A 26,051-nucleotide genomic window follows, 5' to 3' on the forward strand; every position below is an offset into this window, starting at 1 on the left:
CTCTAGACTGAAGTGCAACACCCTTATTTTGATAGGGTGTGCGCATGGTAAGAATCTACAAGCATCTGAGCATGGAAGAGCGTAACGTAATCCATCGGTGTCGTAATGAAGGATTGAGCAGCACGAGTAGGATGGGTAGAGCGTAGCGAAACCCATCACCCCTGCTCCCCGCAAATGATGGGTTTCGCCTGCGGCTCTACCCATCCTACCCTGGCTGCGCCTGATCGCCACCCTCGGCCGCTTCCTGGCGCGCAAGGGCGACGGCGAGCCGGGCGTGAAAACCATCTGGCCGGGTTTGCAGCGCGTCATGGATGCCGCCACCACCATGCAGGCGCTACGCGATGAGGCTGCGTGAGTTGTGTATGACGAGATGACCTCAACCCTCACCCTCTGCACCTCATCAATACCCCCTATTCCCGATCAGGCTTATCCATAGCCTGGCACGAATTGTGCGTCGCACCACCCGTATCCGATGCATGAATGGGCCTGTGGGGCTCGCGCTTTGTTCTTTCTGCAAAGGGCGCTGGCATTTACTGCGGCGCCGCAGCATCACAAAACAGCCCTGCACCCCACAATGGGGCATATCCGCGCCCCGTTTTTGTGCAGAATACGCAAACTTTTGCCACATGGCGGACGTGCGCAGCAGTGGCAGGGGGACAGGGGCCGGGCAGGATCTGGCCTCGACGAGGGGAGACAAGGCCTCGCGGATGCATCGGACAACACCATCAGTCATCACTTGGGCTCGCAGGAGATCAAACATGAAGAAAACCATCGTCGCACTCGCAGTCATGAGCATTGGCCTGGGCGCTGCCCATGCGCAGCAGGTCGTCAAGCTCGGCAATGCCGCGCCGCTGACGGGCACCATCTCGCACCTGGGCAAGGATCTGGAGAACGGCACCCGGATGGCGATCGAAACGGTCAATGCCCAGGGCGGCGCCGACATCGGCGGGCAGAAGGTCAAGTTCGAGCTGGTCGGCGAGGATGACCAGGCCGACCCGCGCACCGGCACCACGGTAGCCCAGCGTCTGGTCGATGCGGGCGTGAAGGGGGTGATCGGCCATCTGAACTCCGGTACCTCGATTCCGGCCTCGCGCATCTACGACCAGGGCGGTGTGCCGCAGGTGTCGCCGGCTTCGACCAACCCGAAGCTGACGCTGCAGAACTACAAGGGCGTGTTCCGCACCATCGCCAACGACGTGCAGCAGGGCGGCGCGCTGGGCGACTTCGCGGTAAAGACCCTGGGCGCGGCCAAGGTGGCGATCATCGACGACCGCACCGCCTACGGCCAGGGCCTGGCGGACGAGACCGACAAGGCGGTGAAGGCGGCCGGTGCCCAAGTGGTGGCACGTGAGTTCACCACCGACAAGGCGACCGAGTTCAACGCCATCCTGACCAAGATCCGCGCCGCCAACCCGGACGTGATCTTCTTCGGCGGCATGGATGCCCAAGCCGGGCCGATGCTGCGCCAGATCAAGCAGCTCGGCATCAACGCCAAGTTCATGACCGGCGACGGCGGCTGCAGCCCCGAGATGATCAAGCTGGCGGGCGACGGAATCAGCGCCAACGCCTATTGCTCGATGGCCGGCCTGCCGATCGAGAAGATGCCGGGCGGCGCCAAGTTCCGCGAGGACTACAAGAAGCGTTTCGGCGGCGACGTGCAGGTCTATGCGCCCTACGCCTACGATGCGGCGATGGCGATCATCAAGGCGATGGAACGCGCAGGCTCGGTCGAGCCCGCCAAGTACCTGCCCGAGCTGAAGGTCACCAACTTCGACGGCGTGACCGGCAACGTCTCCTTCGACGAGCACGGCGACCTGAAGGAAGGCGCGGTCACCGTCTATCAGTTCAAGGACGGTAGCTGGGTCGCGCTCTGAGCGCCAGCCTGCCCCCGCGCGCAGCCGTGCGGGGGCGGGACCATTCAATCCTTCCCGCGAGCGCTATCCGTCGACAATGGAAACCCTCATCCAGCAACTGATCAACGGCCTGGTGATCGGCAGCGTCTACGCGCTGATTGCCCTCGGCTACACGATGGTCTACGGCATCCTCGGCCTCATCAACTTCGCCCACGGCGACGTGCTGATGGTCGGTGCGCTGACCGCTCTGCAGACCATGATGTTCCTGATGGGCGTCGCGCCCGGCATGTCGCCGATCTACATGCTGACCATCGCCTTGATGGTGGCGATACCGGTCTGCATGACCCTGGGTTTCCTGATGGAGCGGCTCGCCTACCGGCGCCTGCGCAACGCCCCGCGGCTGGCGCCGCTGATCACCGCGATCGGCATGTCCTTCCTGCTGCAGACGATCGCGATGATCATCTGGGGCCGCAACTACCACACCTTCCCTCAGCTCATCTCGACCACGCCTCTGCAGCCGATCGAGGGCGTGTTCATCACCCCGGTGCAGATCATCATCATCGTCGCTTCGGCCGCGATCATGATCGGGCTGTCGCTGCTGGTGACCCGCACCCGCATCGGCCGCGCCATGCGCGCCACCGCCGAGAATCACCGCGTCGCCAGCCTGATGGGGGTCGACACGAACGCCATCATCGCCTTCACCTTCGTCGTCGGCGCGGCGCTGGCCGCCGTGGCCGGGGTGATGTACGCCAGCAACTACGGCATCGCCCACTACGGCATGGGCTTCATGCCCGGCCTCAAGGCCTTCACCGCCGCGGTGCTGGGCGGCATCGGCAACCTGGGCGGCGCGATGCTCGGCGGCATCATGCTGGGCCTGGTCGAATCCTTCGGCGCGGGCTACATCGAGCACCTCACCTTCGGTTTCCTGAACTCGTCCTACCAGGACATCTTCGCCTTCATCATCCTGGGTCTGGTGCTGATCTTCAAGCCCACCGGCCTGCTCGGCGAACGCGTGTCGGACCGTGCATAAGGGAAGCCCACGACCATGAACGAACTCGTTTCCGCCGTACCCTGGCTGGGCAAGCGCAACCCGATGGCGGCGCGCTGGCTCATCATCATCCTCGCCCTGGCGGCGCCGATCATCGCCTGGCAGTTCGGCCGCAGCTGGGTGCGCATCCTCGACTTCGCGCTGCTGTACATGATGCTGGCGCTGGGCCTGAACCTGGTGGTGGGCTTCGCCGGGCTGCTCGACCTGGGCTACATCGCCTTTTACGCGGTGGGCGCCTACACCTTCGCCTTCCTCGCCTCGCCGCACTTCGACGTGCACCTGCCGTTCTGGATCGTTCTGCCACTGGGCGCGGCCTTCGCCGCACTGGCGGGCATCATGCTGGGCTTCCCGGTACTCCGATTACGAGGAGACTATTTAGCGATCGTGACATTGGGCTTCGGCGAGATCATCCGCATCTTCATGCTCAATCTGAACTATCCGATCAACATCACCAACGGGCCGCAGGGCATCAACATGCTCGACCCGATCAACCTGTTCGGCTGGGATCTGTCACGCAACCTGCAGGTCACCGAAACCTTCTCGATCAATTCGCTGTTCCTGTACTACTACTTCTTCCTGCTGTGCGTGGCCGGCTCGATCGTGTTCATCCAGCGCCTGCAGATCTCGCGCGTCGGCCGCGCCTGGGCGGCGATGCGCGACGACGAACTGGCGGCCAAGGCGATCGGCATCAACACCCGCAACATGAAGCTGCTGGCGTTCTCGCTCGGCGCCACCTTCGGCGGCGTCGCGGGCGCGCTGTTCGGCGCCTTCCAGGGCTTCGTCAGCCCCGAGAGCTTCAGCCTGATGGAGTCCATCGCGGTGCTGACGATGGTGGTGTTCGGCGGCATGGGCAACATCGCCGGCGCCATCGTCGGCGCCTTCGTGCTGGCGATGCTGCCCGAGATCCTGCGCGACATCGCCATTCCGCTGCAGCAGACGCTGTTCGGCACCGTGATCCTCGACCCCGAGGTGCTGCGCATGCTGCTGCTGTCGCTGGCGATGATCCTGATGATGCTGCTGCGCCCCACCGGCATGATTCCGGCCCGCGCGCGCTACGCCCACGCCGAGAACATGAAGCGGGAGGGCGCGCAGTGATCACCCTGCTCGAAGCCCGCAGCATCGGCAAGCGTTTCGGCGGCCTGCAGGCGCTGACCGACGTGTCGCTGACGATCAACAAGGGCGAGGTCTACGGCCTGATCGGCCCCAACGGCGCCGGCAAGACCACCTTCTTCAACGTGCTGACCGGCGCCTACACGCCGGACGGCGGCGAGTTCGTCTTCAACGGCAGCGAACTGCCGGTCGGCAAGCCCCACAGGATCGTCGGCCGCGGCATCGCCCGCACCTTCCAGAACATCCGCCTGTTCCGCGACCTGACCGCGCTCGAGAACGTCATGGCCGGCCATCACGTCCGCACCAAGGCGGGCGTGTGGGGCATCCTGACGCAGAACCGCCGCACCCGCGAGGAAGAGCGCCTGACCACGCAGCGCGCCTACGAACTGCTCGACTACGTCGGCATCGGCCGCTTCGCCGAGGTGGTGTCGAAGAACCTGTCCTACGGCGACCAGCGCCGGCTGGAAATCGCCCGCGCGCTGGCCACCGAGCCGCAACTGCTGGCGCTGGACGAGCCCGCCGCCGGCATGAACGCCACCGAAACCGCCCAGCTCAAGCTGCTGATCGAGCAGATCCGCCACGACGGCGTCACCGTGATGCTGATCGAGCACGACGTGAAGCTGGTGATGGGCCTGTGCGACCGCGTCGCGGTGCTGGACTTCGGCAAGAAGATCGCCGAGGACGTCCCCTTCGAGGTGCAGAAGAACGAAGCGGTCATCGCCGCCTACCTGGGCGGAGGCAAGCATGCACACTAACCCCACGTCCCCGCTGCTGCAGTTGCAGAACCTGCAGATTGCCTACGGCGGCATCCAGGCCGTGAAAGGCATCGACCTCGACCTGTGGGCCGGCGAGCTCGTCTGCCTGATCGGCGCCAACGGTGCCGGCAAGACCACCACGCTCAACGCCATCGCCGGCGTGCTGCCGATCGCGGGCGGCAGCATCCTGTACCAGGGCGACAAGCTCAACGCCGTGCCGGCCCACCGGCGCCTGCGCCGCGGCGTCGCGCTGGTACCGGAAGGCCGCGGCATCTTCACCCGCCTGACGGTGGAAGAGAACCTGCGCATGGGCGCCTACACGCGCAAGGACAAGGCCGGCATCGAAGCCGACCTGGAGCGCGTCTACGCCATGCTGCCGCGCGTCAAGGAGCGCCTGCACCAGGTCGCCGGCACGCTGTCGGGCGGCGAGCAGCAGATGGTCGCGATCGGCCGCGCGCTGCTGTCGCGCCCCAGGCTGCTGCTGCTGGACGAACCTTCGATGGGCCTGGCGCCGCTGGTGGTGGAGAAGATCTTCGAGGTCGTGCAGTCGGTCGCCCGCGACGGCGTCACCATCCTGCTGGTCGAGCAGAACGCCAACCTGGCGCTGGAATTCGCCCAGCGTGGCTACGTGATGGAGTCGGGCAAGGTCACCCTCACCGGCTCCGGCAGCGAACTGCTGGCCGACCCGAAGGTGCGCGAAGCCTATCTGGGCGAGATCGCCTGAGGCCAGGGGCGTCCATGGCGGGGCGCCGCTGCGCCGGGTGCCGCTGACCGGGCGCCCCTGGTCGGAAGCCCCCTTCGCGGACCTCCCCCCCTTCAGTCATGCAGCTTTCATGCGGCCTGTCCGGGGCGCTTCCGCCGTTCGTACATTCGTTGTTCAGAATATAATCCCGCACTTCAGGAGAACGACGCATGAAGCAGATCACCCCCAAAGAAGCGCATGCCTTCCTGCAGGCGAACCCGGAAGCGCTACTGATCGACGTGCGCAGCGAAATCGAATACCTGTTCGTCGGGCATCCGGTCGGCGCGATCCACGTATCATGGAACGACGGCCCCGAATGGGAGGTGAATCCGCACTTCGTCGGCGACGTACGCAAGCTGGCCGGCAACGGCGGCGGCCGCCCGATCCTGCTGATCTGCCGTTCCGGCAATCGCTCGGAGGTGGCGGCCCAGGCCTTGCTCGAGGCCGGTTTCGAAGACGTCTACAACGTGCAGCACGGCTTCGAAGGCGAGCTCAACGAACACCACCACCGCAATTCGGTGAGCGGCTGGCGCTTCGACGGCCTGCCGTGGGAGCAGTGCTGAGGCGCGGGCTGAGGCGCGGGCCGATCCGCGCTCAGCGCCCGTCCAGACTGCGGCGATACTGGATCGCCTCGGCCATCTGCGCCGCGCCGGGCTGTGCGGCGCCTGCCATGTCCGCCAGCGTGCGCGCCACGCGCAGGACGCGGTGGTAGGCCCGCGCGGAAAAGTCCAGCCTGTTCATCGCCTGCTTCAGCAAGGCCCCACCGCCCTGGTCCGGCATGCAGAAACGCTCCACGCCGCGGCTGTCGAGGCGGGCATTGGCCACGCCCTGGCGCTCGATCTGCACCGCCCTCGCCTGCTCGACCCGCGCCCGCACTTCCGTCGACGATGGCCCGGGCACAGCCGAGGCGAGTTCCTCGTGCTCCAGCACCGGCACTTCCACCACCAGGTCGATGCGGTCGAGCAGCGGCCCCGACAGGCGCCCGCGGTAGCGTGCGATCTGCTCCGGCGTGCATCGGCAGGCCTTGCGCGGATGGCCCAGAAAGCCGCAGGGACAGGGATTCATCGCCGCCACCAGCTGGAAGCGCGCAGGGAACTCCGCCCGCCGCCGCGCCCGCGATACGCTGATGCAGCCGTTCTCCAGCGGCTCTCGCAGGGATTCGAGCACGCGGCGGTCGAACTCGGGCAGTTCGTCCAGGTACAAAACGCCATTGTGGGCGAGGGAAATCTCGCCTGGACGCGGCGTTGCGCCACCACCGACCAGCGCCGCCGCCGAAGCGGAATGATGCGGTGCGCGCATCGGCCGCTGCGCCCAGCGCGCGGCATCGAAGCGGCCCTCCAGCGAACTCACCGCCGCCGTTTCCAGCGCCTCGGCCTCGGACATCGGCGGCAGCAGGCCGGGCAGGCGCTGTGCCAGCATCGACTTGCCGGTGCCCGGCGGCCCGAATAGCAGCAGCGCATGGGCGCCGGCTGCGGCCACCTCCAGCGCGCGGCGCGCCTGCAGCTGGCCGCGCACGTCGGCCAGGTCCGGCCCGCAGGCAGACTGTGACGGCACGCTGCTGCACGGCTGCGGCACCAGCGCGGTATGGCCGTTCAGATGAGCCGCCACCGCGCACAGACTGCCCGCCGGCAGCACCGTCGTCTCCCGGGCCAGCGCCGCTTCCGCCGCGTTGGCCGGCGCCACCACCAGCGCGCGCCCTCCACGGCCGGCCGCCAGCGCAACCGCCAGTACGCCGCGCACCGCGCGCAGCTCGCCGTTCAGCGACAGCTCGCCGCAGAACTCCAGATCGTCGAGCAGCTTGGCGGACACCTGGCCGGAGGCGACGAGGATGCCCACCGCGATCGCCAGGTCGAAGCGGCCGCCTTCCTTGGGCAGATCGGCCGGCGCCAGATTGACGGTGATCCGCCGCTGGGGGAACTCGAACTGCGAAGTCTGCAAGGCGGCGCGCACGCGGTCCCGCGCCTCGCGCACTTCGGTATCGGGCAAGCCGACGAGGCTGAAGGCAGGCAGGCCATTGGCCAGATGCACCTCGACCGTGACCTCGGGTGCATCGAGGCCGTCGAGCGCGCGGCTGCGCACGAGCGCGAGAGACATGCGGTTCTCCGGACTGGACGAACCGCCAGTCTAGCGGGAACGCATCGATGACAAAAGACTAGGCCGGCATCATCCAGAAAATGGCAGCCGGGGGCGACGCTCAGGCCGGCTCGTCGCCCTCGCCGGCGCGCGCACGTTCCAGCTCGGCGACGCGGGCTTCGAGTTCGGCGAGCTTCTGGCGCGCGTGCGCCAGCACTTCGCGCTGGACTTCGAATTCCTCGCGCGTGACCAGATCGAGCTTGCCGAAGGCGCTGCCGAGCATGGCCTTGACGTTCTTTTCGATGTCGCGGGCAGGGCTGTTGGCTGCCAGTTCGGAGAGCTTGGCGCCGATTTCGTCGAGGAAGCGCGGAGTAGACATGAGCGTGTATCGATGGCCGGTGATGGATGGTGAAAGTCTAGCACGCCCGCCCGATCGGCCGCCGGCACACCGCGCCGGCCTAAATGCACCACTTTGGTGCATCACGCACCAAGTTGCGCCCGATTCCTTTGCGCGGCGCAACAAAAACACCCGGTAACACAGCGTCCTCCAGGCTGAAACCCGCGTGAATCCTGGCACTCCGGGGGCTGGCACGAGGCCTGCTAAAGAGTGCTCGTCGGAAATCCAACTTCCTCTGCCAGGAGAAAACCATGCACAAGACGCTTGTCGCCACCGCCTTCATCGCCACGCTTCCATGCGCCGGCATCGCGCATGCCGAGGACAGCCCTTTCTCGGCCAACGTGAGCATCGTCTCGGACTACGCCTACCGCGGCATCAGCCAGACCGACGAGCGCCCGGCGCTGCAGGGCGGCTTCGACTACACGCATCCGAGCGGCTTCTACGCCGGCGTGTGGGCCACCAACGTGTCCTGGATCAACGACGCCGAGGCCAGCAAGTCGTCCGGCAACAGCCTGGAAATCGACTTCTACACCGGCTACGCGGGCGAAGCCGGCCCGATCGGCTACGACGTCGGCCTGCTGCAGTACTACTACCCCGGCAGCTACGGCTCGGTATGGAAAGCGGAAACCGGCATGACCAAGCCGAACACGCTGGAAGGCTACATCGGCCTGTCGTGGGAATTCCTCTCCTTCAAGTATTCCTACGCCTTCACCGACCTGTTCGGCCTGCGCGATTCCGACGGCAGCCAGTACTACGACCTCGGCGCTGAATTCGAGCTCGGCGCCGGCTTCAAGCTCGACCTGCACTACGGCTACAACGACATCAAGGGCGGCGACGACTATGACGACTGGAAACTCGGCGTCACCAAGGAATTCGGCGGCTTCGACTTCGGCCTGCACTACGTCGATTCCGACATCAAGCACTCCGACCTCGCCGACGAGCGCTTCATCCTGTCGGTCAGCAAGTCCTTCTGACCGGCCAGCCCGCAGAACTGGAGAAAACCCATGAAATTCATCGCAGCCATCATCAAGCCCTTCAAGCTCGACGAAGTGCGCGAAGCCCTGTCCGCCATCGGCGTGCAAGGCATCACCGTCACCGAGGTCAAGGGTTTCGGCCGCCAGAAGGGCCACACCGAACTCTATCGCGGCGCCGAATACGTCGTCGATTTCCTGCCCAAGGTCAAGATCGAGGCCGCCGTGGCCGACGACATCCTCGACCAGGCCATCGAGGCCATCGAGAAGTCCGCCGCCACCGGCAAGATCGGCGACGGCAAGATCTTTGTCTTCGATCTGGAGCAGGCCATCCGCATCCGCACCGGCGAAACCGGCCCGGACGCGCTGTAAGGGAGCACACGAAAATGAAAAAACTGTTCGCACTCCTGCCGGCCCTGTCCGCCGCCGGCAGCGCCTTCGCCCAGGACGCCGCCGAAGCGGCCCCGGCACTCAGCGCCGGCGACACCGCCTGGATGCTGACCTCGACGATGCTCGTCATCCTGATGGTCATCCCCGGCCTCGCGCTGTTCTACGGCGGCCTCGGCCGCGCCAAGAACATGCTGTCGGTGCTGATGCAGGTGTTCATGATCTTCTCGACCATCACCATCCTGTGGGCCATCTACGGCTACAGCCTCGCCTTCGGCGGTGAAGGCACTTTCTACGGCGACTTCAGCAAGCTGTTCCTGAGCGGCATCACGCCGGACACCATGTCCTCGGCGCTGAGCACCATTCCGGAATACGTCTTCATCTCCTTCCAATCGACCTTCGCCGCCATCACCTGCGCGCTGATCGTCGGTGCCTTCGCCGAGCGCATCAAGTTCTCGGCGGTAATGATCTTCAGCGTGCTGTGGTTCACCTTCAGCTACATTCCGGTCGCGCACATGGTGTGGGGCGGCGGCCTGCTGGCCCAGGACGGCGCGCTCGACTTCGCCGGCGGCACCGTGGTGCACATCAACGCCGCCGTGGCCGGCCTGGTGGGCGCCTACATGGTGGGAAAGCGCATCGGCTTCGGCCGTGAATCGATGGCGCCGCACAGCCTGACCCTGACCATGGTCGGCGCCTCGCTGCTGTGGGTGGGCTGGTTCGGCTTCAACGCCGGCTCGGCCGGTGCCGCCGACGGCATCGCCGGCCTCGCCTTCATCAACACCATCCTCGCCACCGGCGCCGCGACCGTGTCGTGGATCACCGGCGAGGCGGTGCTGAAAGGCAAGCCCTCGATGCTGGGCGCCGCCTCGGGCGCAGTCGCCGGCCTGGTCGCCGTGACCCCCGCCGCCGGCTTCATCGGCCCGATGGGTTCGATCGTCCTCGGCCTGATCGCCGGCCTCGCCTGCCTGTGGGGCGTGAGCGGCCTGAAGCGCATGCTGCGCGTGGATGACGCCTTCGACGTCTTCGGCGTCCATGGCATCGGCGGCATCGTCGGCGCCATCCTCACCGGCGTGCTGGCGGCCCCCGGCCTGGGCGGCACCGGCGACGCGGACTTCTCGATCGCCTCGCAACTGTGGATCCAGACCTACGGCGTGATCATCACCATCGTCTGGAGCGGTGTCGTCTCGCTGGTCGCCTACAAGCTCATCGACGTGATGGTCGGCCTGCGCGTGTCGGAAGAAGAAGAACGCGAAGGCCTGGACATCAGCGCCCACGGCGAATCCGCCTACCGCATGTAACACCCACCGTCGTCACCTGCGAAGCCGGCCCGCCCCCGGCTTCGATCTCCACCGGCGCCCTGCAAGGGGCGCCGTTTTTCCATGTGCGTACGGTCGGGCAAAGTCTTCGTTGCCGATCACATAAGCCGAAGGCTGGCGGGATAATTGCGAAGCACTGTCGACACCGTCACACCCGCAAGCTTGCCATGCGCGGAAGATATATCGGAGTCGGGTATCTTCGTGGCAAACATATTCCATGCGACCGGGCCACGCCACACCATGAAGACACTGCGCTACCACCTCAGTCTCCAGACACCCGCCTTCCTGGGCAACGCCAGCCAGCAGGCGCAATGGCGCACCCCGCCGATCAAGGCGCTGCTTCGGCAGTGGTGGCGGGTGGCCTATGCGGCGGAAAAACGATTCGACGTCGATGTTGCAGCCATGCGGCGTAAGGAAGGGCTGCTGTTTGGCCGAGCTGATGAGGACAGCGCCAGCAAGAGTCAGATTCGCCTGCGCCTGAGCCATTGGAGCGACGGTACGCTGGCCAAAAATCAATGGCCAATAGCAGAAAAAATCACACACAAGGAAGTCAAGAACCGAGACGGTCAACCAGCACCCGTCGGCAGCGATCTTTATCTGGGCTATGGCCCCTTGGTGTATGACGCAGCCAATCGGAAAACTGCGCTCAAGGCCAACGCGGCCCTCCAGGCGGGAGAACACGCCACGCTTTCTCTGGCCTGCCCTGACGAATCAGCTTCGTTGATTGAACAGGCACTCTGCCTGCTCGACCGCTTCGCCGCCATGGGCGGACGCAGCCGCAACGGCTGGGGATCGTTCCATTTGAAGCCGCAGGATGGCACTCCAGCGCTGCAAGCAGCCATGCCGTTGCGCGACTGGCGGCAGGCGCTGACGCTGGATTGGCCCCATGCAATCGGGCAAGACGGCAAAGGCGCGCTTATCTGGCAAACCCGGCCCGTTGATGACTGGAAAGCACTCATGAAGGAGTTGGCTGCCCTCAAGATCGGGCTGCGCACGCAATTCAAATTCACCACGGGCAAAGATGCACTGAGGCCCGAAGACCGCCACTGGCTCAGCTACCCCATCACCAACCACAGCGTGAGGAATTGGGGCGGCAATGCCCGCCTGCCCAACAGCCTGCGCTTCAAGGTTCGTCCAGCCCCCGGCGATGCCAAAAGGATTGTCGGCGTGGCTTTCCATGTGCCACACCTGCCTCCACCCACGTTCAGCCCCGAGCCTGAAACCCTTCTGCGCGTCTGGCGGCAAGTTCACTCGTTTCTGGACGACCCCGACCAGAAACTCTCCCGCATTCCCGCCTGAGACCCGCCATGACCACTGACACCACCCTCTGGCAAACCAAACTCGCCGCCCGCCTGCACGACCCCGCTGAAAAGGCGTTGGTGCTGCTGCGCGACCCGGCAGGTCATGAAAACGGCACCAGCCGTGCCCTCACGCGCCTGCTGGGGTTTCAGGACATCGGCACCGACACCCTCGACCCGGACAACGACGAGGCGCTGGTGCGCACCGTGTTCAAGAAGGGCATTCCTGCCGACATGTACCGCCATGTGCAGCGTGCCGACTGGTGGGCCGCAGCGGCGGATCGGCCGCAGTGGCCGATGGAAGAAATCACCATCACCACCAAAAAGGGCAAAGAAAAAACCCTGAAGATTGCCGATTGGGCGCAAGTGCGCTGGACCAACAAACCCGTACTGATCCATCCGCTGACCGCCGAACAATATGACCTGGGCCAGCATGGCGGACTATCCGACACCGATTTCAAGGACATCAAACAGCGCAGCTTCGACCACCAATCCCGCCTGATCGCAGCTCTGGAGCGGCAAAACCCCGGCCAAGAACTGGACTGGCGCACAGCCTTGCTCACCCTCTGGCGCTTTGCCCCCGAACTGAGCGAGGAAACCGACAACGGCACACTCGGCGAGTTGTGGAAACTTCTGCCTGCCGACACCCGCATCCCCGACCACTCGATCTGGGATCACCTCGACCTCACCAGCGCCTTCGCCGGCGCCTTTGCCGCCGACGACAAAAGCGAAGTGGCGCTCCTGAGCCTGTCCATCGGCCCGGTGCAACCCTTCATCGCCGCTGCCCGCAAGATGGAAGACCTGTGGGCCGGCTCGCACCTGCTCGCGCGCCTGTCGTGGGAAGCCATGCGTGTGGTGTGCGAACGGCTGGGGCCGGATGCCATCCTGTTCCCGCGCCTGCGCGGTGTGCCGCAGGTCGATCTGTGGCTGCGCGATACCTGCGGCCTGCCACCCGAATTGTTCGAGAACTGCGAATGGAGAAAGAGCGGCACCGACAGCAACCCGCTGTTTGCCGCCGCGCTGCCCAACCGCTTTGTCGCCGTCGTGCCTGCCAAAGACGCCAAGGACATTGCCCAGGCCGTGGAAAGCACGGTTCGCGACTGGCTGCAACAACTGGGCGACACCGTGGTGCAGGAACTGCTGGAAGCCGCAGGCTACCCCGCCGATGCCGCACAAACCCCTGTGCCTTTCGCGCAAATGCGCGAGCAACTGCAAGGCTTTCCCGAAGTGCATTGGGCGGCCGTGCCGTTCTCGTTGATCGGTATCGGCAACAAAGACCGGCAGACCGATCTGGACGTCACGGAACTGTCCGAAGCCATGCGTCCATTCTTTGGAACAGCCCCAGGCCAGCCCTGCGGTTTTCTGGACACCCCCGCCTGGCGGCTGCTGCAAAAAGACCTGCAACTGAACGGCGCCACCTTCTTCGCCCCCAACCCCGGCGTGCTCTACCCCGCCGTTCACGATCTGGCCGAGCGCGCCCTGGCCGCCGCCAAGGCGCTGCGCCCCTTTGCCCAAAGCGAACAAAAGGGCTGGCGTTGCAGCCTGAGCGGCGAAACAGAATGGCTGGCCACCGATCTGGCACAACTGGCACTGTCCGCCGGGCAGCGCACCGATACGCTGTGGACGCGCATCGCCCAGAAGAAGCCCGCCTGGGCGAAGAAGGGCGAACACCTGGGCGCACTGCCCGCCATCAAACGCCTGTGGCCCACGCTGTTTGCCAAGGAAGCCGGCAAAGCGCTTCGCAAGAAGAACGAAATCGTGGACCGCTTCATCGTCTCCACCCACACGATGGCTCTGGCACACCAGCTCGACCAATGGCTTGAACATGGCGGCCTGTGCGCATCTGACCTGCCGGAACTACAGGAGAATTACCGCAAGGACATCGACGCCGTGGCCCTGCCGCGCCGTTTGATGCTGCGCCACCAAAGCGTCAGCTCCGACGCCCTCAAGGACGCCGCACAACTGCCCGCGCTGCTCGATCTGGCTGACGACGACCAAATACCTGAACGCGATGCCAGCGCCATCCGCCGTGCCGTGCGGCAGACACTCACCAGCGTGCGTGAAAACCAGAGCGATGACCGGCTGGAAACCTACTACAGCCTGCTGCTCATGGACGGTGACCGTATGGGCGCGTGGCTGGCTGGCGAACCGCGCGACGGCCAAGACTACGCCATCAGCTACCACGAGAGCTTCCACCCGAAGGTTCAGGAAGGCTTCGACAAACATGCCTCAGAGCATAAGGACATCCGCAAATACGGCGACCAGAAACGCGCACTGTCCCCCAACCGACATCTGGCGATTTCCGGCGCGCTCAACGATTTCTCGCTGACCGTCGTGCGCCATGTGGTGGAAAACGAGCACCTGGGCCGCCTGATCTACGCCGGGGGCGACGATGTATTCGCCATGCTGCCCGTGGCCGACCTACTGCCCGCCATGCAGCGCCTGCGTCATGCCTACAGCGGCATCGACCCGGAGCACGAAGGCGGGCGCGACGCACGCGGCCTCACGCTGCACAACGGCTTTGCCCTTCTGAACGGCAAGCTCATGCGCATGATGGGCAGCAAGGCAACTGCCTCCTGCGGCGCGGTCATCGCTCACCACCAAGCCCCGCTGTCTGCTGTGCGCCGTGAACTGCACGCCGCCGAGCAGCGTGCCAAGAACGAGGGCGAGCGCGATGCGTTTTCCATCACCATCGTCAAACGCTCGGGCGGTGCGTTGCGCCTGACGGCGAAATGGGACGAGCCCGTCAAGCTGCTGCAAGACCTGCGCCGCTTTCTCGCCGCAGACGGCGTATCGCGCCGCGCCGCCTATCACACGCTGCAATGGCTCGACGGCAACGAACTGCCCCAGCCGCTCGATGGTGAAATGCTGCAAAGCCTGCTTGCCTACCAGCTCGCGCGTCAGGCACAGGGCGATGCAAAGCGCCACGCGCCGGAACTGGCCCAACGTCTCGCCACACACACCCTGCAACAGCCAAAGGGCAAGCAGATCGACTGGCTACGCAACTTCATCAGCGTGGCGGAATTCCTTGCCCGCGAAGTCCGCAGCGAGGCCGCCGCATGACCACCGCCAACCCATTGCTCCAGCAGCCCGAAGGCAAGACGCTGGAGTTCAAGCGCGATCTGTCCTCGCCGCGCAATGTGCTCAAAACCCTGGTGGCTTTCGCCAACTCGGCAGGCGGCAGGCTGGTCATCGGCGTGGACGATGCCCGCAATGCCGTCGGTGTGGCCGACCCGCTGGATGAGGAAGAACGCCTGTGCAACCTGATTGCCGATGGCATCGCCCCGCGTCTGGTGCCCAGCGTGGAACTGATGAGCGTGGGCAACGCCACGCTGCTGGTGGCCGAAGTCTTCCCCAGCAGCAACCGCCCGCACCACCTGGTGGCCCTGGGGCCGGAGCAAGGCGTTTATCTGCGCCTGGGCTCCAGCAACCGCCAGGCCGGGCCAGACTGGATTGCACAGGCCCACCGGGCCGCTGCTGGCCAGGTATTCGACGAGCAGCCCATGCCCGCCCTGAGTCTGGACGATCTGGATTTGGCCGCCATGACGCGCCTGTTCGGCCCGGATCGCGTGCTGGACGCCACCCGCCTGCAAACCCTCAAGCTGCTGCGCCCCGACCAGGGCCGCTTGGTGCCCACCCAAGGTGCTGTGCTGTTATTTGGCAAGCAGCGCGAAATGCACTTCCCCGATGCCTGGGTGCAGTGCGGGCGCTTTCGCGGACTGAACAAGGTGGAAATCTTTGACCAGCAGGAAATCCATGCCTCACTGCCCGACGCGGTGACGGCCATCGAGCTGTTCCTGAAAAAGCACGCCTTCAAGACCGCCCGCTTCGGCGCCATGCAGCGCGAGGATGTCTGGAGCATTCCGCTGACCATGCTGCGCGAAGCCATCGTCAACGCCCTGGTGCATGCCGACTACGCGCAGCGCGGCGCACCGATGCGCGTGGCTTTTTTCGACGACCGCATCGACATCGAAAGCCCCGGCTTTCTGCTGCCCGGCATGACCATCGCCGACATGCAAAGCGGTGTCTCGCGCATCCGCAACCCGGTCATCGCCCGCGTGTTTCGCGAACTGCGCCTGATCGAACAATGGGGCAGCGGCGTCAAGCGCATTCTCGACGAAGCCGCAGCGCTGGGCCTGCCCACGCCGCAGATCGCCGAAATTCCCACCGGGGTGCGTTTGAGCATCCTTCTGGGAAGCAGCCATCAGATTGGCGCCACTGCCGCACATGAACCGCCACTTGCTCACCAGAGTGAGCAAGTCAGTGCGCAAGTCGATGCACAAGTCCTGACTCTATTGAAGCACTGCGCCACGCAGCCGCGCAGCAAGCAGGAACTGCTGGCGGTGCTGCGCTTGAGCAATGCCTATCTGAACTACAAGCGCCACATCGTGCCCCTGCTGGAACAAGGACTATTGGCCCAGACCATTCCCGACAAACCCCAAAGCCGCTTGCAGCGTTACCGCCTGACCGATCGTGCGCGGGCCTTGCTCGGGCAGCCTGGAGCAAAGGAAACCTCATGACCACACCCGACTCGCCATCCGCCTTGGATTCCCGCTTCATCGTCCCGCTGGACGTGCTGTTCCTGCGCGGCAACCAGCTCTTTGGAGCGCCCGGCAGCTACGGCGAAAGCCTGATGCCGCCCTGGCCTTCGGTCACTGCTGGCGCGATCCGCTCTCGCATCCTGGCCGATGCCGGCATCGACCTTGCCGCCTTCGGCGAAGGGCTGCAACCGCACCCCGAGTTGGGCACGCCCACGCAACCCGGCAGCTTTGTGCTGCAAGCCTTCCATGTGGCTCGGCAGCAAGGCAATAAACTGGAAATGCTGCTGGCCCCGCCAGCCGACCTGGCTTTGCACGACGAAGGCAGTAGCGTGCGGGCGCAGCGCCTCACCCCCACCGCACTTCCCAAACTGGACACATCCGGCCCGCTGCCGCTACTGCCCGTACTAGCGCAAAAAGACCGCAGCAAGGCCGCCAGCGGCTGGTGGCTGCGCCAAGACGGCTGGCAGAAATACCTGAACGGGCACACGCCCGATGGCAGCGATTTCGTCAAAACCAGCGACCTGTGGAGCATGGACGAGCGCGTTGGCGTGGGCCTGTCGGAAGGCACCCGCAGCGCCGAAGACGGCAAGCTGTTCACCAACCGCGCCGTGGCGCTGAAAAAAGATGTCGGCTTTGTCGCCGCCGTGGCCGGAGCGCAGCTACCCGATGGCGGCCTGCTGCGCCTGGGCGGCGATGGCCGCGCCGCCAGCATCGGCCCCGCCGACATGGCCTGGCCGCAGCCCGACTACGAACGCATTGCCCGTGAAGCCCGCTGCCGCATCGTGCTCACCAGCCCCGGCCTGTTCACACAAGGCTGGCTACCCAACGGCTTTACCGCAGCAGACGGCAGCTACCGCTTCGATCTGCACGGCGTGCAGGGCCGACTGGTCGCCGCCAGCGTGGTGCGCAGCGAAGTCGTCTCCGGCTGGGATCTGGCCCAGCGGCAACCCAAGCCTGCCCAGCGCATCGCCCCCACCGGCAGTGTGTATTGGCTCGACGAACTGCACGCCAGCCCCGACGCCCTGCGCAAGCTTGCCGCCGCCGGTTTGTGGGGCGAGCCCTGCGAAGATGTCCACCGTCGCGCCGAAGGCTTCAATCGTTTCAGCCTGGCCCTGTACTGATATTTCCCAAGGAATTCCCCATGTTCGAGAAAACCGCCGCCGTCTTCCTCTACGCCATCAGCCCCGTCCACATGGGCGCAGGCCAGGCCGTCGATGTCATCGACAACCCCATTCAGCGCGAACGCCACACCCAGCACCCGTGCTTTGCCGGCTCCGGCATCAAGGGCGCAGTGCGGCACAGCTACACCGCGCTGGGCGGTACCAAGGAAGACATCGACCGCCTGCTGGGGCCGGACGCTGACCCCGAGAAAAGGCAAGGGAAAGATTTGCACGCCGGAGCCATCAGCTTTGGTGATGCGCAACTGGTAGCCCTGCCCGTGCGCAGCCTGAAAGGCGGCTATGTGTATGCCACCTGCCCCCAGGCGCTGGCACGCGCCCAGCGGCTGTTGCAATTGACTGGAAAACCTGCGCAATGGCCCACAGTGCAGGTTCATGATGGCGAATGCCTGTTTGCCAACCCCGCGCTGCTGTCGGGCGACAAACTGCACCTGGAAGCCTTTGAATACACGGCCCGCGCATCCGAGCCCTTGGCGAAGATCGCCGCCGACCTCGCCCAACGTGCCCTGCCCGAAGGCGAAGCCCAGCAATTCTTCCGCGACAAAATTGCCAGCGATCTGGTTTTGCTCTCCGACACCGATTTCGGCTACTTCGCCAATAACGCCATGCTGGTCGAGCCGCATGTGCGCATCAACGAAACCACCGGCACCGCCGACGATGGTGGCCTGTTCTACACCGAGAACCTGCCGCCCGAATCATTGATGATCGCCCCGCTGCTCGCCAGCCAGACGCGCACCGGCAAGCCGGAGAACCACCTGAGCGCCGAGGAAGTTTTCGCCCGCATCCAACCTGTGCTGCACGGCAAGCTGCTGCAAATCGGCGGCGATGCCACCACCGGGCGCGGTCTGGTCACCGCCAAGGTGGAGGGCTGACACCATGAGCAAGCAGACGCTGGAACAGCAGCGCGCACAGGATGCATGGAACGCCTGCGCCAACTACCAGAAAGAACACGTCAATGCCGCCAAGACGCTGCCCGCCCTCATCATGAACAGCGGCCTGATGCAGGTGCTGGCTTTCTGCCATGAAAAAGGCAAGGCACAGGCCGACGTCGCCGAGCACCTGCGTGCCTGGCTGGCCGGGCGCTTTCCGGGCACGTTCAAAGGTAAGGACTTTTCCACGTTCATGCAGGCACTGATGCAGGCCAGCCCTGCACAGTACCAGGCCATCAATGCCGAAGCCTTTGCCTGGCTCAAATGGCTGCGCCAGATGGCTGCCGCACGCAACAAAGGGAGCGACTGACATGCCCATTGCTGCCGTACCTGCTTACCTGGGAAAAGACTTCAGTACTGCATCACCTGGGCTGCGCTTTGGCATGTATTTACCTTTGTGGGGTATCAACCGCCGCACAGGTGAATTGCTGTGGAGCACGTCCGATGTGGACTATGCCGTGCGCGGACAGGCGCGCGAAGAACGCCCCATCAAAGTTGAAAACAAGACTTCGGCCCTGCAACAAGCCTGCAAGCTCACCACCCATGACAAAGCCGCCATGCAAGCACTGGTTCAACGTCAGGTTCACATTGCCACGGCCACACCCCACCTGCTGACACTCGACGCCATCGCCACCGCACCCTTCACCACTGGCCTGGGCAATGAACACCCGCTCGAAAACGGCTTCGCCTTCCTCAACCCCTACGGCCTGCCCTACCTGCCCGGCAGCGGCATCAAGGGGGTGCTGCGGCAAGCCGCGCGCGAACTGGCGTCTGGCGAGTGGGGCGACACGCATGGCTGGTCAGAAGAGAAAATCCATGAACTGGAGCACAAGGGAAAACGCATCGACCTGAGCATGCTGGACACGCTCTTTGGCCTGGAATCCGACAACGGCAGCACCCAGCATGTCCGCGGCGCACTGAGCTTCTGGGATGCCATCCCGCACATCCAGGGCGACAGCCTCGCCGTGGACATCATGACCCCGCACCAGAGCCACTATTACCAGCAGAAAACCGACAACAAATCGGGCGGGAGCGCCAGTCCGCACGACAGCGGCCAGCCCAACCCCATCAGCTTTCTGACCCTGCCGCCCGGCACCCGCTTTGCCTTCCATGTGCAATGCGACCTGCCGCATCTGGAACGCCTGGCACCCGATCTCGCTGCCGACGATCGCTGGAAAGACCTGCTCACTGCCGCGTTCGAACACGCCTTCGAGTGGCTGGGCTTTGGCGCGAAAACGACAGTGGGCTATGGCGCGATGCAGGTGGACGAAAAAATCACGCAGCAACGCAAAGAAGCGGAACGCGAACGCCAGCAGCAAGCCAGGGAAGAAGAGCGGCGCAAAACGCTCACACCCGCCATGCTCGCCATTGACGATTTCGTGGCAGAACTGCGCGCCAAGCACGAGCAATACCCGAATCTCAAGGAAAAGCCCAACGCGAACTTCCACAACAAAGCACGCGCACTCGCCAAAACCGCAGACAGCCCCGACTGGAGCGCCGACGAAAAGCGCAGCGCTGCCGAAGCCATCGAAACCTGGCTACCCAAGCTCGTGCAGATCGACATCAAGGACGAACGCAAGAAGCTCAAGCTCAATGCCCTGAAAGGACTCTGAAGCCGTGACTTCGGCCAGCTCACCGTCGCTCCTGCCCATCGCCCGCCTGCACTTCACCGCACGCGCCGACGCCCCGCTGCACCTGCCGCCCTACGCGGGCTCCATGCTGCGCGGCGCCTTCGGCCATGCCCTGTTGGCGCTGGCTCCGCTGCCGCATACCGACGGCCAGCCCTGCGCCTTGCAGGATGCCTGCCCCTACTGCCAGATCTTCGCCACACCGCCCCTGCCCACGCACAGCCTGCAAAAATTCAGCCAGATGCCGCACCCCTACGTCATCGAACCGCCTGCCGGCGGTGCGCAGCGGCTGTCACCGGGCGAAACCTTCCAGTTCAGCCTGGTGCTCATCGGCAAGGCGCTGACCCATCTGGCCACCATCATCCTGGCCTGGGAGCGCGCCTTGCGGGCCGGTCTGGGCGTGCAGCAAGCGCGCTGCACGCTGCTGGCCGTGCAGCACGAAAATGGCGAAACCCTGTGGACGGCAGACGACCGCAATACCGCGTCCATTGGCGCATCACCGCCCCCCTTGCCCCCTGCTTCCACGCTGGACGGGCAGACCGCGCTGCACCTCAGCAGCCCGCTGCGCCTGCAGCAGCAAGGCAAACCCGCGCGCGCAAATACGATCGACGCCCGCAGCCTGCTGGTGACACTGGCACGGCGCTGGCAATTGCTGCTCGACGTCCATCTGGGCGATCGCGCCCCGCAGCAGGATTTCCCCGCATTGGCCGCCCAGGCCGCAGCCATCGAGCTTGTCCCCACCGGCCTGCGCTGGTTCGACTGGGGCCGGTTCTCGCAACGTCAGCAGCAGGAAATGAAGTTCGGCGGTCTGACGGGCAGCCTGCAACTGCATGGCGATCTGGCGCCTTTTGGTGAACTGCTGCATCTCGGCCAATGGCTGCATGTCGGCAAGAACGCCAGCTTCGGCCTGGGCGGCTACCGTATCGACCTTCCGACAACTGTCCTACAATGAAAAGACACATGTTCTGGAGCGCATGACATGGGCGACAACGCGATCTTCGCCACGCTTGGCGGCGCCAAGAGGCTGGGCCGGCAAGTGCACGGCCCGCTCGATCTGGCCGACCTGATCGAAAGCGGCTTGCCGCGCGCCAGTGCGCAATACCTGCGCGAACGGCTGGAATTGAGCGAAGCGGAACTCGCCGCGCTGCTCGGCGTTTCGGCCAAGACCTTGCAGCGCCAATCCGCGCGCGGCGACGCCTGCCTGACGCCGCACCAGGGCGATCGCCTCTACCGCTTGGCGCGCATCGCCGCACTGGCCGAAGAAACACTGGAAGACGCCAGCCGCGCCCGCCAGTGGCTGCATCAGCCGCAGCGCGGCCTGGGCAACCGTATGCCGCTGGCGCTGCTGACCACCGAGGCCGGCGCGCGCGAGGTCGAAGACCTGCTCGGCCGCATCGAATACGGCGTGTTCTCCTGATGCCGCTGACACTCTGGCGGCTCGTCAAGGCCCGCCATGCCGCCACCGCTTTCGATGGCGAAGGCGCGCGCCGTCATGGCGGGCGCTGGAATCCGCATGGTCTGTCCGCCGTCTATCTGGGCGGCAGCCTGGCCTTGGCCGCGCTGGAAACCTTCGTGCATCTGGCCCCGGAAGACAGCCGGCTGAATTTCGTCGCCATTCCCGTCGAGGTGCCGGACGATCTTGCCATCGACAAGCTGGACGCAACACATCTGCCAAAAAACTGGCGCGAAGAACCGCCACCGCCCGCCACACAAACGCTCGGCGGCCAATGGCTGCGCGAACGGCGCGGCGCCCTGCTGCGCCTGCCGTCCGTCATCGTCCCGGAAGAATCCATTTACCTCGTCAATCCTTTGCACCCGGATGCACGGCGCCTCGTCATCGGCCCGGCGCGCGCCTTCGGGTTCGATCACCGGATGTGGAAATGACCACCTTCTTCGTCTCCCGCCACCCCGGCGCGCTTGAATGGGCCAAGCAGCACGACATCGCCTTCGATCAGCACATCACCCATCTCGACCCCATAAGAGTCAGTCCCGGCGATGCGGTGATCGGCTCACTGCCCGTGCATCTGGCGGCAGAAGTCTGCACACGCGGCGCGCGTTATTTCAACCTTTCCCTCGACCTGCCGGCGGACCTTCGCGGGCGGGAACTGGACGCAGCCACACTGGAACAATGCACAGCGCGACTGGAAGAGTATCGCGTCGAACATGCAAGGGAAAAAGAATGAAAATCCATGTCTGCCTGGTCTCCGACCAAACCCTCGCCAACTTCATTCCGGCTTTGATGGAACGGCCAGAAAAAGTACTGTTGGTCGTCTCGGAAACAATGGCAAAAAGAAAGCTCGACGCCCGTCTCAAAAAATTGCTGGAACACAAAGATATCACCGTCGACATCTGCCTGGGCGCACCAGATACCGGGCTGGCAGCAATTCAGGAGTTCGCTCTTGAACTCGCAGGTAAGCTCGAAGTGGAACACCCGAATGCAGAAATCACCCTGAATGCCACGGGTGGGACCAAGCTCATGGCGCTGGGTTTTGTCGAATTCTTTCGCGGTATCGCCAGGAGCATCATTTACACTGACACTGCACATCTACGAATCGAAACCCTGCCCGACACCTCTGGTGTGATACCGCCAGCACAAGCAATGGCCGATGTCATCGATGTTCCCTTGTATCTTGCTGCCCAAGGCATCCGCTTCCGAAAAGCAGCCAGTGACAACCTGGCCTTGCGCGAATCGATACAAAGCCGCAAGGCTGTCGCCAAATATCTCGCCCGCCATGCCGCTGAACTCGATAAGTTGATCGGAGCACTTAATCGTCTGGCCGACAAGGCATTCGCAAACACGGACGAACTGCGCGAACCTTGTCAACAACTCGAATTCACACCCTATCCGAACAGCCCATTGGGCAAAGCGTTGAAAGAACTGGACACCGCCAGGGTGCTTGACTGGAAAGGCGGCAGTGAAATCATCTTCATCAACATCGAGAAAACACAATTCCTGCGCGGAGGCTGGCTTGAAGAGTATGCCTTCCACATTTTCAATGACCAACACCCTTTCGATGTGCGTCTCGGTGTAGAGGTCACCGGTGAAGCCAGTGCATTGACCCGCAATGAATTCGACGTACTGGCCGCGCACCGTAACCGCCTGCTGTTCATCGAATGCAAAACATTACGCTTCAACCCGAACGAAAATGATAACGAACTCGCCTACAAACTCGATAGCTTGGGCACAACCGCACGCGGGTTGTTTGGTGAGACCTGGTTGCTTTCCGCTCGTGCTCCCACAGATCAACTCGTTGCGCGTTTGAAGGACACACGCATACGCCTCATCGACCCCACCGAACTAGGCAAGCTCCGGGAACATGTTCAAAGCTGGATGCAGGCAGTGTGAACCATCTTCGGCAAGCTTGCCGCCATCCCGCCCGCGCCAACTTTCGCTACGCTTGCCGCATGAACACTCCGCACACCTTTCCCCGCCGCATTCTGCTTGCCGTCACCGGCATGTCGCCGCAGATCCTCACCGAAACCCTGTATGCCCTGGGCGTCGTTCCCGGCGAGGATGCGGCATTCATCCCTACCGAAATCCATCTGCTCACCACCTCCACCGGCGCGCAGGAAGCACGCACCGCGCTGTTGCACCCGGATGGCGGCCAGTTTCACGCGCTGTTGGCCGATTACCCGCAACTGGGCAAGCCGCGCTTCGACGACAGCAACATCCACGTCATCCGCGATGCCAGCGGCCAGCCGCTGTCCGACATCCGCAGCCCGCAGGAAAACGCCAGTGCCGCCGACACCATCACCGCGCTGATGGCCGAGCTCACCCGCGATCCGCAAGCCGCACTGCACGTTTCCATTGCCGGCGGGCGCAAGACCATGGGCTTCTACCTCGGCTACGCCTTTTCGCTGTTCGCCCGCCCGCAGGATGAGTTGTCGCACATCCTTGTTTCCGTCCCCTTCGAGAGCCACCCCGACTTCTACTTTCCGCCCGCCACACCCAGGCGCCTGACCACCCGCGACAACCGCAACATCGATACCGCAGACGCCACCATCACCCTGGCGCGCATTCCGGTCGTGCGCCTGCGCCACGGCCAGCCGCAAGCGCTGCTGGAGGGTCAGGCCAGCTTTGGCGATACCGTCGCGGCCATCCAGCGCAGCATGGAACCGCCACACCTGCGCATCGAGCTGGGGGCGCAGCACGTCGTCTGCGGTGGTCAGACCGTGAAGCTGGCGCCCGCCCTGGTCGCCTGGCTGGCTTGGTGGGCGCAACAGGTTCGGCAAGGCCACGGCCTGCAGCATTGGCGCAGCGCCGACGCCGAAGAGTTCCTGCGCCTTTATCGCCGCGTGCTCGGCCCCGACTCGGACGCTTTGGACAAGGCCGAAATCCGTCTGAAAGACGGCATGGAAAAGGAGTTCTTCGAGCAAAACAATTCCAAACTGGAACGTGCGCTGAAAAACCAACTGGGTCTGGCCGCCGCCCCCTACCTGCTGGCCACCAGCGGCAAACGCCCCAGCACCCGTCGCGGCCTGAACCTGCCCGCGCAGGCCATCGAGCTGCTGGAATAAGACGGCCCGCCGCACACCACCCCGGAGGCACCATGCCCCATCGCGACCTCTACCTCGCCGCCTATGACATCTCCCACGACCGCCGCCGCACCGCCGCCCTTGCCCTGGTGCGTGGCTACACCACCGGCGGGCAGAAGTCGGTGCATGAAGTCTTCCTCAGCCGCGGCGAACGCCAGGAGCTGCTGCACACCATGGCGCTGCTGCTGAACGAAGCCGAAGACCGCTTCTTTCTGCTGCGCCTCGACCCGCGCGCCCGCAGCTACGCACTTGGCGTGGCCGCGCAGCCCGCCGATCCCGAATACTTCTACGTGGGGTGAGACCATGGCCACACTGCTGCTCGACCGCGCCGATCTCGAAGTCCGCATCGCCGATGGCGCCCTCGCCCTGTACGAAAACGGCACCCGCAGCCAGACCGTGCCGCTGCGCCTGATCGACCGCGTCGTCATCCAAGGCGCGCGCACCCGGCTGGATTCCGCAGTGCTGCTCAAGCTCGCCGAAGCCGGCGCCAGCACGCTGCTGTTGAGTCCGCGCGCCAGCCGCCAGGTCGCCATCGTGCTCGGCCCGGCGCACAACGATGCCGCAGTCCGCCTCGCCCAGGCGCAACGTGTCATGGATGCGGAGTTCTGCAGCGGCTGGGCACGCCAGCTCGTCACCGCCAAGCTGCGCCGCCAGCACCGCCTGCTGGAACAGGCCGAAGCACGCCGGCCCGACATGCGCAAACCCCTGTTCGATGCACGCAAAGGCATCGCCGATGCACTGGCCAAGGCGGCAGATGCGGACACCACCGGCCCCCGCCTGCGCGGCCTGGAAGGCAGCGGCGCCCGTGCCTATTTCGGCGGCTACACCGCGCTGTTCGCACCCGCGCTGAACTTCAACGGCCGCAACCGCCGTCCGCCGCGCGACCCGGTCAACGCCTGCCTGTCGCTGGCCTACACCATGTTGCACTTCGAGGCCGTGCGCGCCGCCCACGCGGCAGGGCTCGATCCGCTGCTCGGCTTCTATCACCGCCCCGCCTTCGGCCGCGAATCGCTGGCCTGCGATCTCATCGAGCCCCTGCGCCCGGTCGTGGATGGCTGGATATGGCGGCAATTCAACACCGCTCAACTCCGCCCCGAGCATTTCGGCACCGACAAGGGCGCCTGCCTGCTCGGCAAGACCGGACGCGCCCACTTCTACGCCGGCTGGGAAAAATTCGCGCCCTTGCCGCGACGCTGGCTGCGCCGCCGCTGCGCCCAGCTCGCCGCACAGTTGCGGGCAGAAGGCGAGCCCTGGCTGGAAGAGGCCGAAGACGAGGAGGATTTCTGAAC

The 26,051-nt window shown here is 64.8% G+C and carries 26 protein-coding genes and 1 pseudogene; 25 read left to right on the plus strand and 2 right to left on the minus strand.

Annotated elements, in window-relative coordinates; translation table 11 throughout:
- Positions 1 to 214 precede the first annotated feature (214 nt).
- The 7 genes and pseudogenes from TBU01S_RS23285 to TBU01S_RS19100 all read left to right on the plus strand — a co-directional run.
- Positions 215 to 355: pseudogene (locus TBU01S_RS23285) on the plus strand (IS4 family transposase); the annotation flags it as partial.
- A gap of 403 nt (positions 356 to 758) precedes the next feature.
- Positions 759 to 1,874: a branched-chain amino acid ABC transporter substrate-binding protein gene (locus TBU01S_RS19075; RefSeq protein WP_068639065.1), complete on the plus strand. Its 1,116-nt coding sequence runs from the start codon at positions 759 to 761 to the stop codon at positions 1,872 to 1,874.
- Between the two features lie 76 nt (positions 1,875 to 1,950).
- Positions 1,951 to 2,883 carry a branched-chain amino acid ABC transporter permease gene (locus TBU01S_RS19080; RefSeq protein WP_068639067.1) on the plus strand — a complete coding sequence of 311 codons (933 nt, stop codon included), beginning with the start codon at positions 1,951 to 1,953 and terminating at the stop codon, positions 2,881 to 2,883.
- Positions 2,884 to 2,898: 15 nt separating this feature from the next.
- Positions 2,899 to 3,996, plus strand: a complete 1,098-nt coding sequence (locus tag TBU01S_RS19085; protein WP_068639069.1) for an ABC transporter permease subunit — start codon at positions 2,899 to 2,901, stop codon at positions 3,994 to 3,996.
- A complete protein-coding gene (locus tag TBU01S_RS19090) occupies positions 3,993 to 4,766 on the plus strand; it encodes an ABC transporter ATP-binding protein (protein WP_068639071.1) in 774 nt (257 codons plus the stop codon). The genes TBU01S_RS19085 and TBU01S_RS19090 overlap by 4 nt, the downstream gene beginning before the upstream one ends.
- Complete coding sequence (locus TBU01S_RS19095; protein ID WP_068639073.1) at positions 4,756 to 5,490, plus strand: ABC transporter ATP-binding protein; 735 nt, start codon at positions 4,756 to 4,758, stop codon at positions 5,488 to 5,490. The genes TBU01S_RS19090 and TBU01S_RS19095 overlap by 11 nt, the downstream gene beginning before the upstream one ends.
- A 188-nt stretch (positions 5,491 to 5,678) precedes the next feature.
- Positions 5,679 to 6,071 carry a rhodanese-like domain-containing protein gene (locus TBU01S_RS19100; RefSeq protein ID WP_068639075.1) on the plus strand — a complete coding sequence of 131 codons (393 nt, stop codon included), beginning with the start codon at positions 5,679 to 5,681 and terminating at the stop codon, positions 6,069 to 6,071.
- A 31-nt stretch (positions 6,072 to 6,102) separates the two neighbouring features.
- Here TBU01S_RS19100 and TBU01S_RS19105 read toward each other — a convergent pair whose 3' ends face one another.
- Positions 6,103 to 7,602, minus strand: coding sequence for a YifB family Mg chelatase-like AAA ATPase (locus TBU01S_RS19105; protein WP_068639077.1), 1,500 nt, complete (start codon positions 7,600 to 7,602; stop codon positions 6,103 to 6,105).
- A 100-nt stretch (positions 7,603 to 7,702) separates the two neighbouring features.
- Positions 7,703 to 7,960: an accessory factor UbiK family protein gene (locus TBU01S_RS19110; protein ID WP_068639079.1), complete on the minus strand. Its 258-nt coding sequence runs from the start codon at positions 7,958 to 7,960 to the stop codon at positions 7,703 to 7,705.
- Between the two features lie 269 nt (positions 7,961 to 8,229).
- Here TBU01S_RS19110 and TBU01S_RS19115 point away from each other — a divergent pair, with 269 nt between their 5' ends.
- From TBU01S_RS19115 to cas1, 18 genes are all read left to right on the plus strand, one after another.
- Positions 8,230 to 8,952 carry a TorF family putative porin gene (locus tag TBU01S_RS19115; RefSeq protein ID WP_068639081.1) on the plus strand — a complete coding sequence of 241 codons (723 nt, stop codon included), beginning with the start codon at positions 8,230 to 8,232 and terminating at the stop codon, positions 8,950 to 8,952.
- A 30-nt stretch (positions 8,953 to 8,982) separates the two neighbouring features.
- Positions 8,983 to 9,321: a P-II family nitrogen regulator gene (glnK, locus tag TBU01S_RS19120; protein ID WP_068639083.1), complete on the plus strand. Its 339-nt coding sequence runs from the start codon at positions 8,983 to 8,985 to the stop codon at positions 9,319 to 9,321.
- A gap of 14 nt (positions 9,322 to 9,335) precedes the next feature.
- Complete coding sequence (locus tag TBU01S_RS19125) at positions 9,336 to 10,634, plus strand: ammonium transporter (RefSeq protein WP_088178904.1); 1,299 nt, start codon at positions 9,336 to 9,338, stop codon at positions 10,632 to 10,634.
- 258 nt (positions 10,635 to 10,892) lie between these two features.
- Complete coding sequence (locus TBU01S_RS19130; protein WP_068639085.1) at positions 10,893 to 11,951, plus strand: RAMP superfamily CRISPR-associated protein; 1,059 nt, start codon at positions 10,893 to 10,895, stop codon at positions 11,949 to 11,951.
- 8 nt (positions 11,952 to 11,959) lie between these two features.
- Positions 11,960 to 15,013: a type III-B CRISPR-associated protein Cas10/Cmr2 gene (gene cas10 / locus TBU01S_RS19135; RefSeq protein WP_068639087.1), complete on the plus strand. Its 3,054-nt coding sequence runs from the start codon at positions 11,960 to 11,962 to the stop codon at positions 15,011 to 15,013.
- Positions 15,010 to 16,470: an AlbA family DNA-binding domain-containing protein gene (locus tag TBU01S_RS19140; protein WP_068639089.1), complete on the plus strand. Its 1,461-nt coding sequence runs from the start codon at positions 15,010 to 15,012 to the stop codon at positions 16,468 to 16,470. The genes cas10 and TBU01S_RS19140 overlap by 4 nt, the downstream gene beginning before the upstream one ends.
- Entirely contained in the window at positions 16,467 to 17,612 is a 1,146-nt protein-coding gene (locus tag TBU01S_RS19145; protein ID WP_068639092.1) for a type III-B CRISPR module-associated Cmr3 family protein, read from the plus strand. Before TBU01S_RS19140 ends, TBU01S_RS19145 begins: the two co-directional genes overlap by 4 nt.
- A gap of 20 nt (positions 17,613 to 17,632) precedes the next feature.
- A complete protein-coding gene (cmr4, locus tag TBU01S_RS19150; protein WP_068639093.1) occupies positions 17,633 to 18,541 on the plus strand; it encodes a type III-B CRISPR module RAMP protein Cmr4 in 909 nt (302 codons plus the stop codon).
- Positions 18,542 to 18,545: 4 nt separating this feature from the next.
- The gene (locus tag TBU01S_RS19155; RefSeq protein ID WP_068639094.1) at positions 18,546 to 18,908 is read left to right on the plus strand and encodes a type III-B CRISPR module-associated protein Cmr5; all 363 of its coding nucleotides are present in this window, start codon (positions 18,546 to 18,548) and stop codon (positions 18,906 to 18,908) included.
- 1 nt (position 18,909) lies between these two features.
- A complete protein-coding gene (cmr6, locus tag TBU01S_RS19160; protein ID WP_157659211.1) occupies positions 18,910 to 20,211 on the plus strand; it encodes a type III-B CRISPR module RAMP protein Cmr6 in 1,302 nt (433 codons plus the stop codon).
- A gap of 4 nt (positions 20,212 to 20,215) precedes the next feature.
- Positions 20,216 to 21,178 (plus strand): CRISPR system precrRNA processing endoribonuclease RAMP protein Cas6, encoded by a 963-nt coding sequence (gene cas6, locus TBU01S_RS19165; protein WP_068639097.1) that lies wholly within the window; start codon positions 20,216 to 20,218, stop codon positions 21,176 to 21,178.
- A 27-nt stretch (positions 21,179 to 21,205) separates the two neighbouring features.
- Positions 21,206 to 21,643 (plus strand): Xre family toxin-antitoxin system antitoxin, encoded by a 438-nt coding sequence (locus tag TBU01S_RS19170; RefSeq protein ID WP_068639098.1) that lies wholly within the window; start codon positions 21,206 to 21,208, stop codon positions 21,641 to 21,643.
- On the plus strand, positions 21,643 to 22,110 hold the full coding sequence (locus TBU01S_RS19175; protein ID WP_068639099.1) for an RES family NAD+ phosphorylase: 468 nt from the start codon (positions 21,643 to 21,645) through the stop codon (positions 22,108 to 22,110). The genes TBU01S_RS19170 and TBU01S_RS19175 overlap by 1 nt, the downstream gene beginning before the upstream one ends.
- Positions 22,107 to 22,409 (plus strand): CRISPR-associated protein Csx16, encoded by a 303-nt coding sequence (csx16, locus tag TBU01S_RS19180; RefSeq protein ID WP_068639100.1) that lies wholly within the window; start codon positions 22,107 to 22,109, stop codon positions 22,407 to 22,409. The genes TBU01S_RS19175 and csx16 overlap by 4 nt, the downstream gene beginning before the upstream one ends.
- A complete protein-coding gene (locus tag TBU01S_RS19185; protein WP_068639101.1) occupies positions 22,406 to 23,572 on the plus strand; it encodes a Card1-like endonuclease domain-containing protein in 1,167 nt (388 codons plus the stop codon). The genes csx16 and TBU01S_RS19185 overlap by 4 nt, the downstream gene beginning before the upstream one ends.
- Positions 23,573 to 23,631: 59 nt before the next feature.
- Entirely contained in the window at positions 23,632 to 24,744 is a 1,113-nt protein-coding gene (gene csm6 / locus TBU01S_RS19190; protein WP_068639102.1) for a CRISPR-associated ring nuclease Csm6, read from the plus strand.
- Between the two features lie 32 nt (positions 24,745 to 24,776).
- A complete protein-coding gene (locus TBU01S_RS19195; protein WP_068639104.1) occupies positions 24,777 to 25,061 on the plus strand; it encodes a CRISPR-associated endonuclease Cas2 in 285 nt (94 codons plus the stop codon).
- A gap of 4 nt (positions 25,062 to 25,065) precedes the next feature.
- Positions 25,066 to 26,049 (plus strand): CRISPR-associated endonuclease Cas1, encoded by a 984-nt coding sequence (gene cas1 / locus TBU01S_RS19200; protein WP_068639105.1) that lies wholly within the window; start codon positions 25,066 to 25,068, stop codon positions 26,047 to 26,049.
- Positions 26,050 to 26,051: the final 2 nt, after the last annotated feature.

This window comes from Thauera butanivorans NBRC 103042 (assembly GCF_001591165.1).
Taxonomy (GTDB): domain Bacteria; phylum Pseudomonadota; class Gammaproteobacteria; order Burkholderiales; family Rhodocyclaceae; genus Thauera; species Thauera butanivorans.

Excerpts from the sequence above, each read along its gene's own strand:
- cas1 (WP_068639105.1), top strand. The coding sequence starts at position 25,066 with ATGGCCACACTGCTGCTCGACCGCGCCGATCTCGAAGTCCGCATCGCC.
- glnK (WP_068639083.1), top strand. The coding sequence starts at position 8,983 with ATGAAATTCATCGCAGCCATCATCAAGCCCTTCAAGCTCGACGAAGTG.
- TBU01S_RS19105 (WP_068639077.1), bottom strand. The coding sequence starts at position 7,602 with ATGTCTCTCGCGCTCGTGCGCAGCCGCGCGCTCGACGGCCTCGATGCA.
- TBU01S_RS19110 (WP_068639079.1), bottom strand. The coding sequence starts at position 7,960 with ATGTCTACTCCGCGCTTCCTCGACGAAATCGGCGCCAAGCTCTCCGAA.
- TBU01S_RS19145 (WP_068639092.1), top strand. The coding sequence starts at position 16,467 with ATGACCACACCCGACTCGCCATCCGCCTTGGATTCCCGCTTCATCGTC.
- TBU01S_RS19155 (WP_068639094.1), top strand. The coding sequence starts at position 18,546 with ATGAGCAAGCAGACGCTGGAACAGCAGCGCGCACAGGATGCATGGAAC.
- TBU01S_RS19185 (WP_068639101.1), top strand. The coding sequence starts at position 22,406 with ATGAAAATCCATGTCTGCCTGGTCTCCGACCAAACCCTCGCCAACTTC.
- TBU01S_RS19075 (WP_068639065.1), top strand. The coding sequence starts at position 759 with ATGAAGAAAACCATCGTCGCACTCGCAGTCATGAGCATTGGCCTGGGC.
- csm6 (WP_068639102.1), top strand. The coding sequence starts at position 23,632 with ATGAACACTCCGCACACCTTTCCCCGCCGCATTCTGCTTGCCGTCACC.
- TBU01S_RS19115 (WP_068639081.1), top strand. The coding sequence starts at position 8,230 with ATGCACAAGACGCTTGTCGCCACCGCCTTCATCGCCACGCTTCCATGC.
- cmr4 (WP_068639093.1), top strand. The coding sequence starts at position 17,633 with ATGTTCGAGAAAACCGCCGCCGTCTTCCTCTACGCCATCAGCCCCGTC.
- TBU01S_RS19140 (WP_068639089.1), top strand. The coding sequence starts at position 15,010 with ATGACCACCGCCAACCCATTGCTCCAGCAGCCCGAAGGCAAGACGCTG.
- TBU01S_RS19195 (WP_068639104.1), top strand. The coding sequence starts at position 24,777 with ATGCCCCATCGCGACCTCTACCTCGCCGCCTATGACATCTCCCACGAC.
- TBU01S_RS19100 (WP_068639075.1), top strand. The coding sequence starts at position 5,679 with ATGAAGCAGATCACCCCCAAAGAAGCGCATGCCTTCCTGCAGGCGAAC.
- cas10 (WP_068639087.1), top strand. The coding sequence starts at position 11,960 with ATGACCACTGACACCACCCTCTGGCAAACCAAACTCGCCGCCCGCCTG.
- csx16 (WP_068639100.1), top strand. The coding sequence starts at position 22,107 with ATGACCACCTTCTTCGTCTCCCGCCACCCCGGCGCGCTTGAATGGGCC.
- cmr6 (WP_157659211.1), top strand. The coding sequence starts at position 18,910 with ATGCCCATTGCTGCCGTACCTGCTTACCTGGGAAAAGACTTCAGTACT.
- TBU01S_RS19085 (WP_068639069.1), top strand. The coding sequence starts at position 2,899 with ATGAACGAACTCGTTTCCGCCGTACCCTGGCTGGGCAAGCGCAACCCG.
- TBU01S_RS19170 (WP_068639098.1), top strand. The coding sequence starts at position 21,206 with ATGGGCGACAACGCGATCTTCGCCACGCTTGGCGGCGCCAAGAGGCTG.
- TBU01S_RS19095 (WP_068639073.1), top strand. The coding sequence starts at position 4,756 with ATGCACACTAACCCCACGTCCCCGCTGCTGCAGTTGCAGAACCTGCAG.
- TBU01S_RS19080 (WP_068639067.1), top strand. The coding sequence starts at position 1,951 with ATGGAAACCCTCATCCAGCAACTGATCAACGGCCTGGTGATCGGCAGC.
- TBU01S_RS19175 (WP_068639099.1), top strand. The coding sequence starts at position 21,643 with ATGCCGCTGACACTCTGGCGGCTCGTCAAGGCCCGCCATGCCGCCACC.
- TBU01S_RS19130 (WP_068639085.1), top strand. The coding sequence starts at position 10,893 with ATGAAGACACTGCGCTACCACCTCAGTCTCCAGACACCCGCCTTCCTG.
- TBU01S_RS19125 (WP_088178904.1), top strand. The coding sequence starts at position 9,336 with ATGAAAAAACTGTTCGCACTCCTGCCGGCCCTGTCCGCCGCCGGCAGC.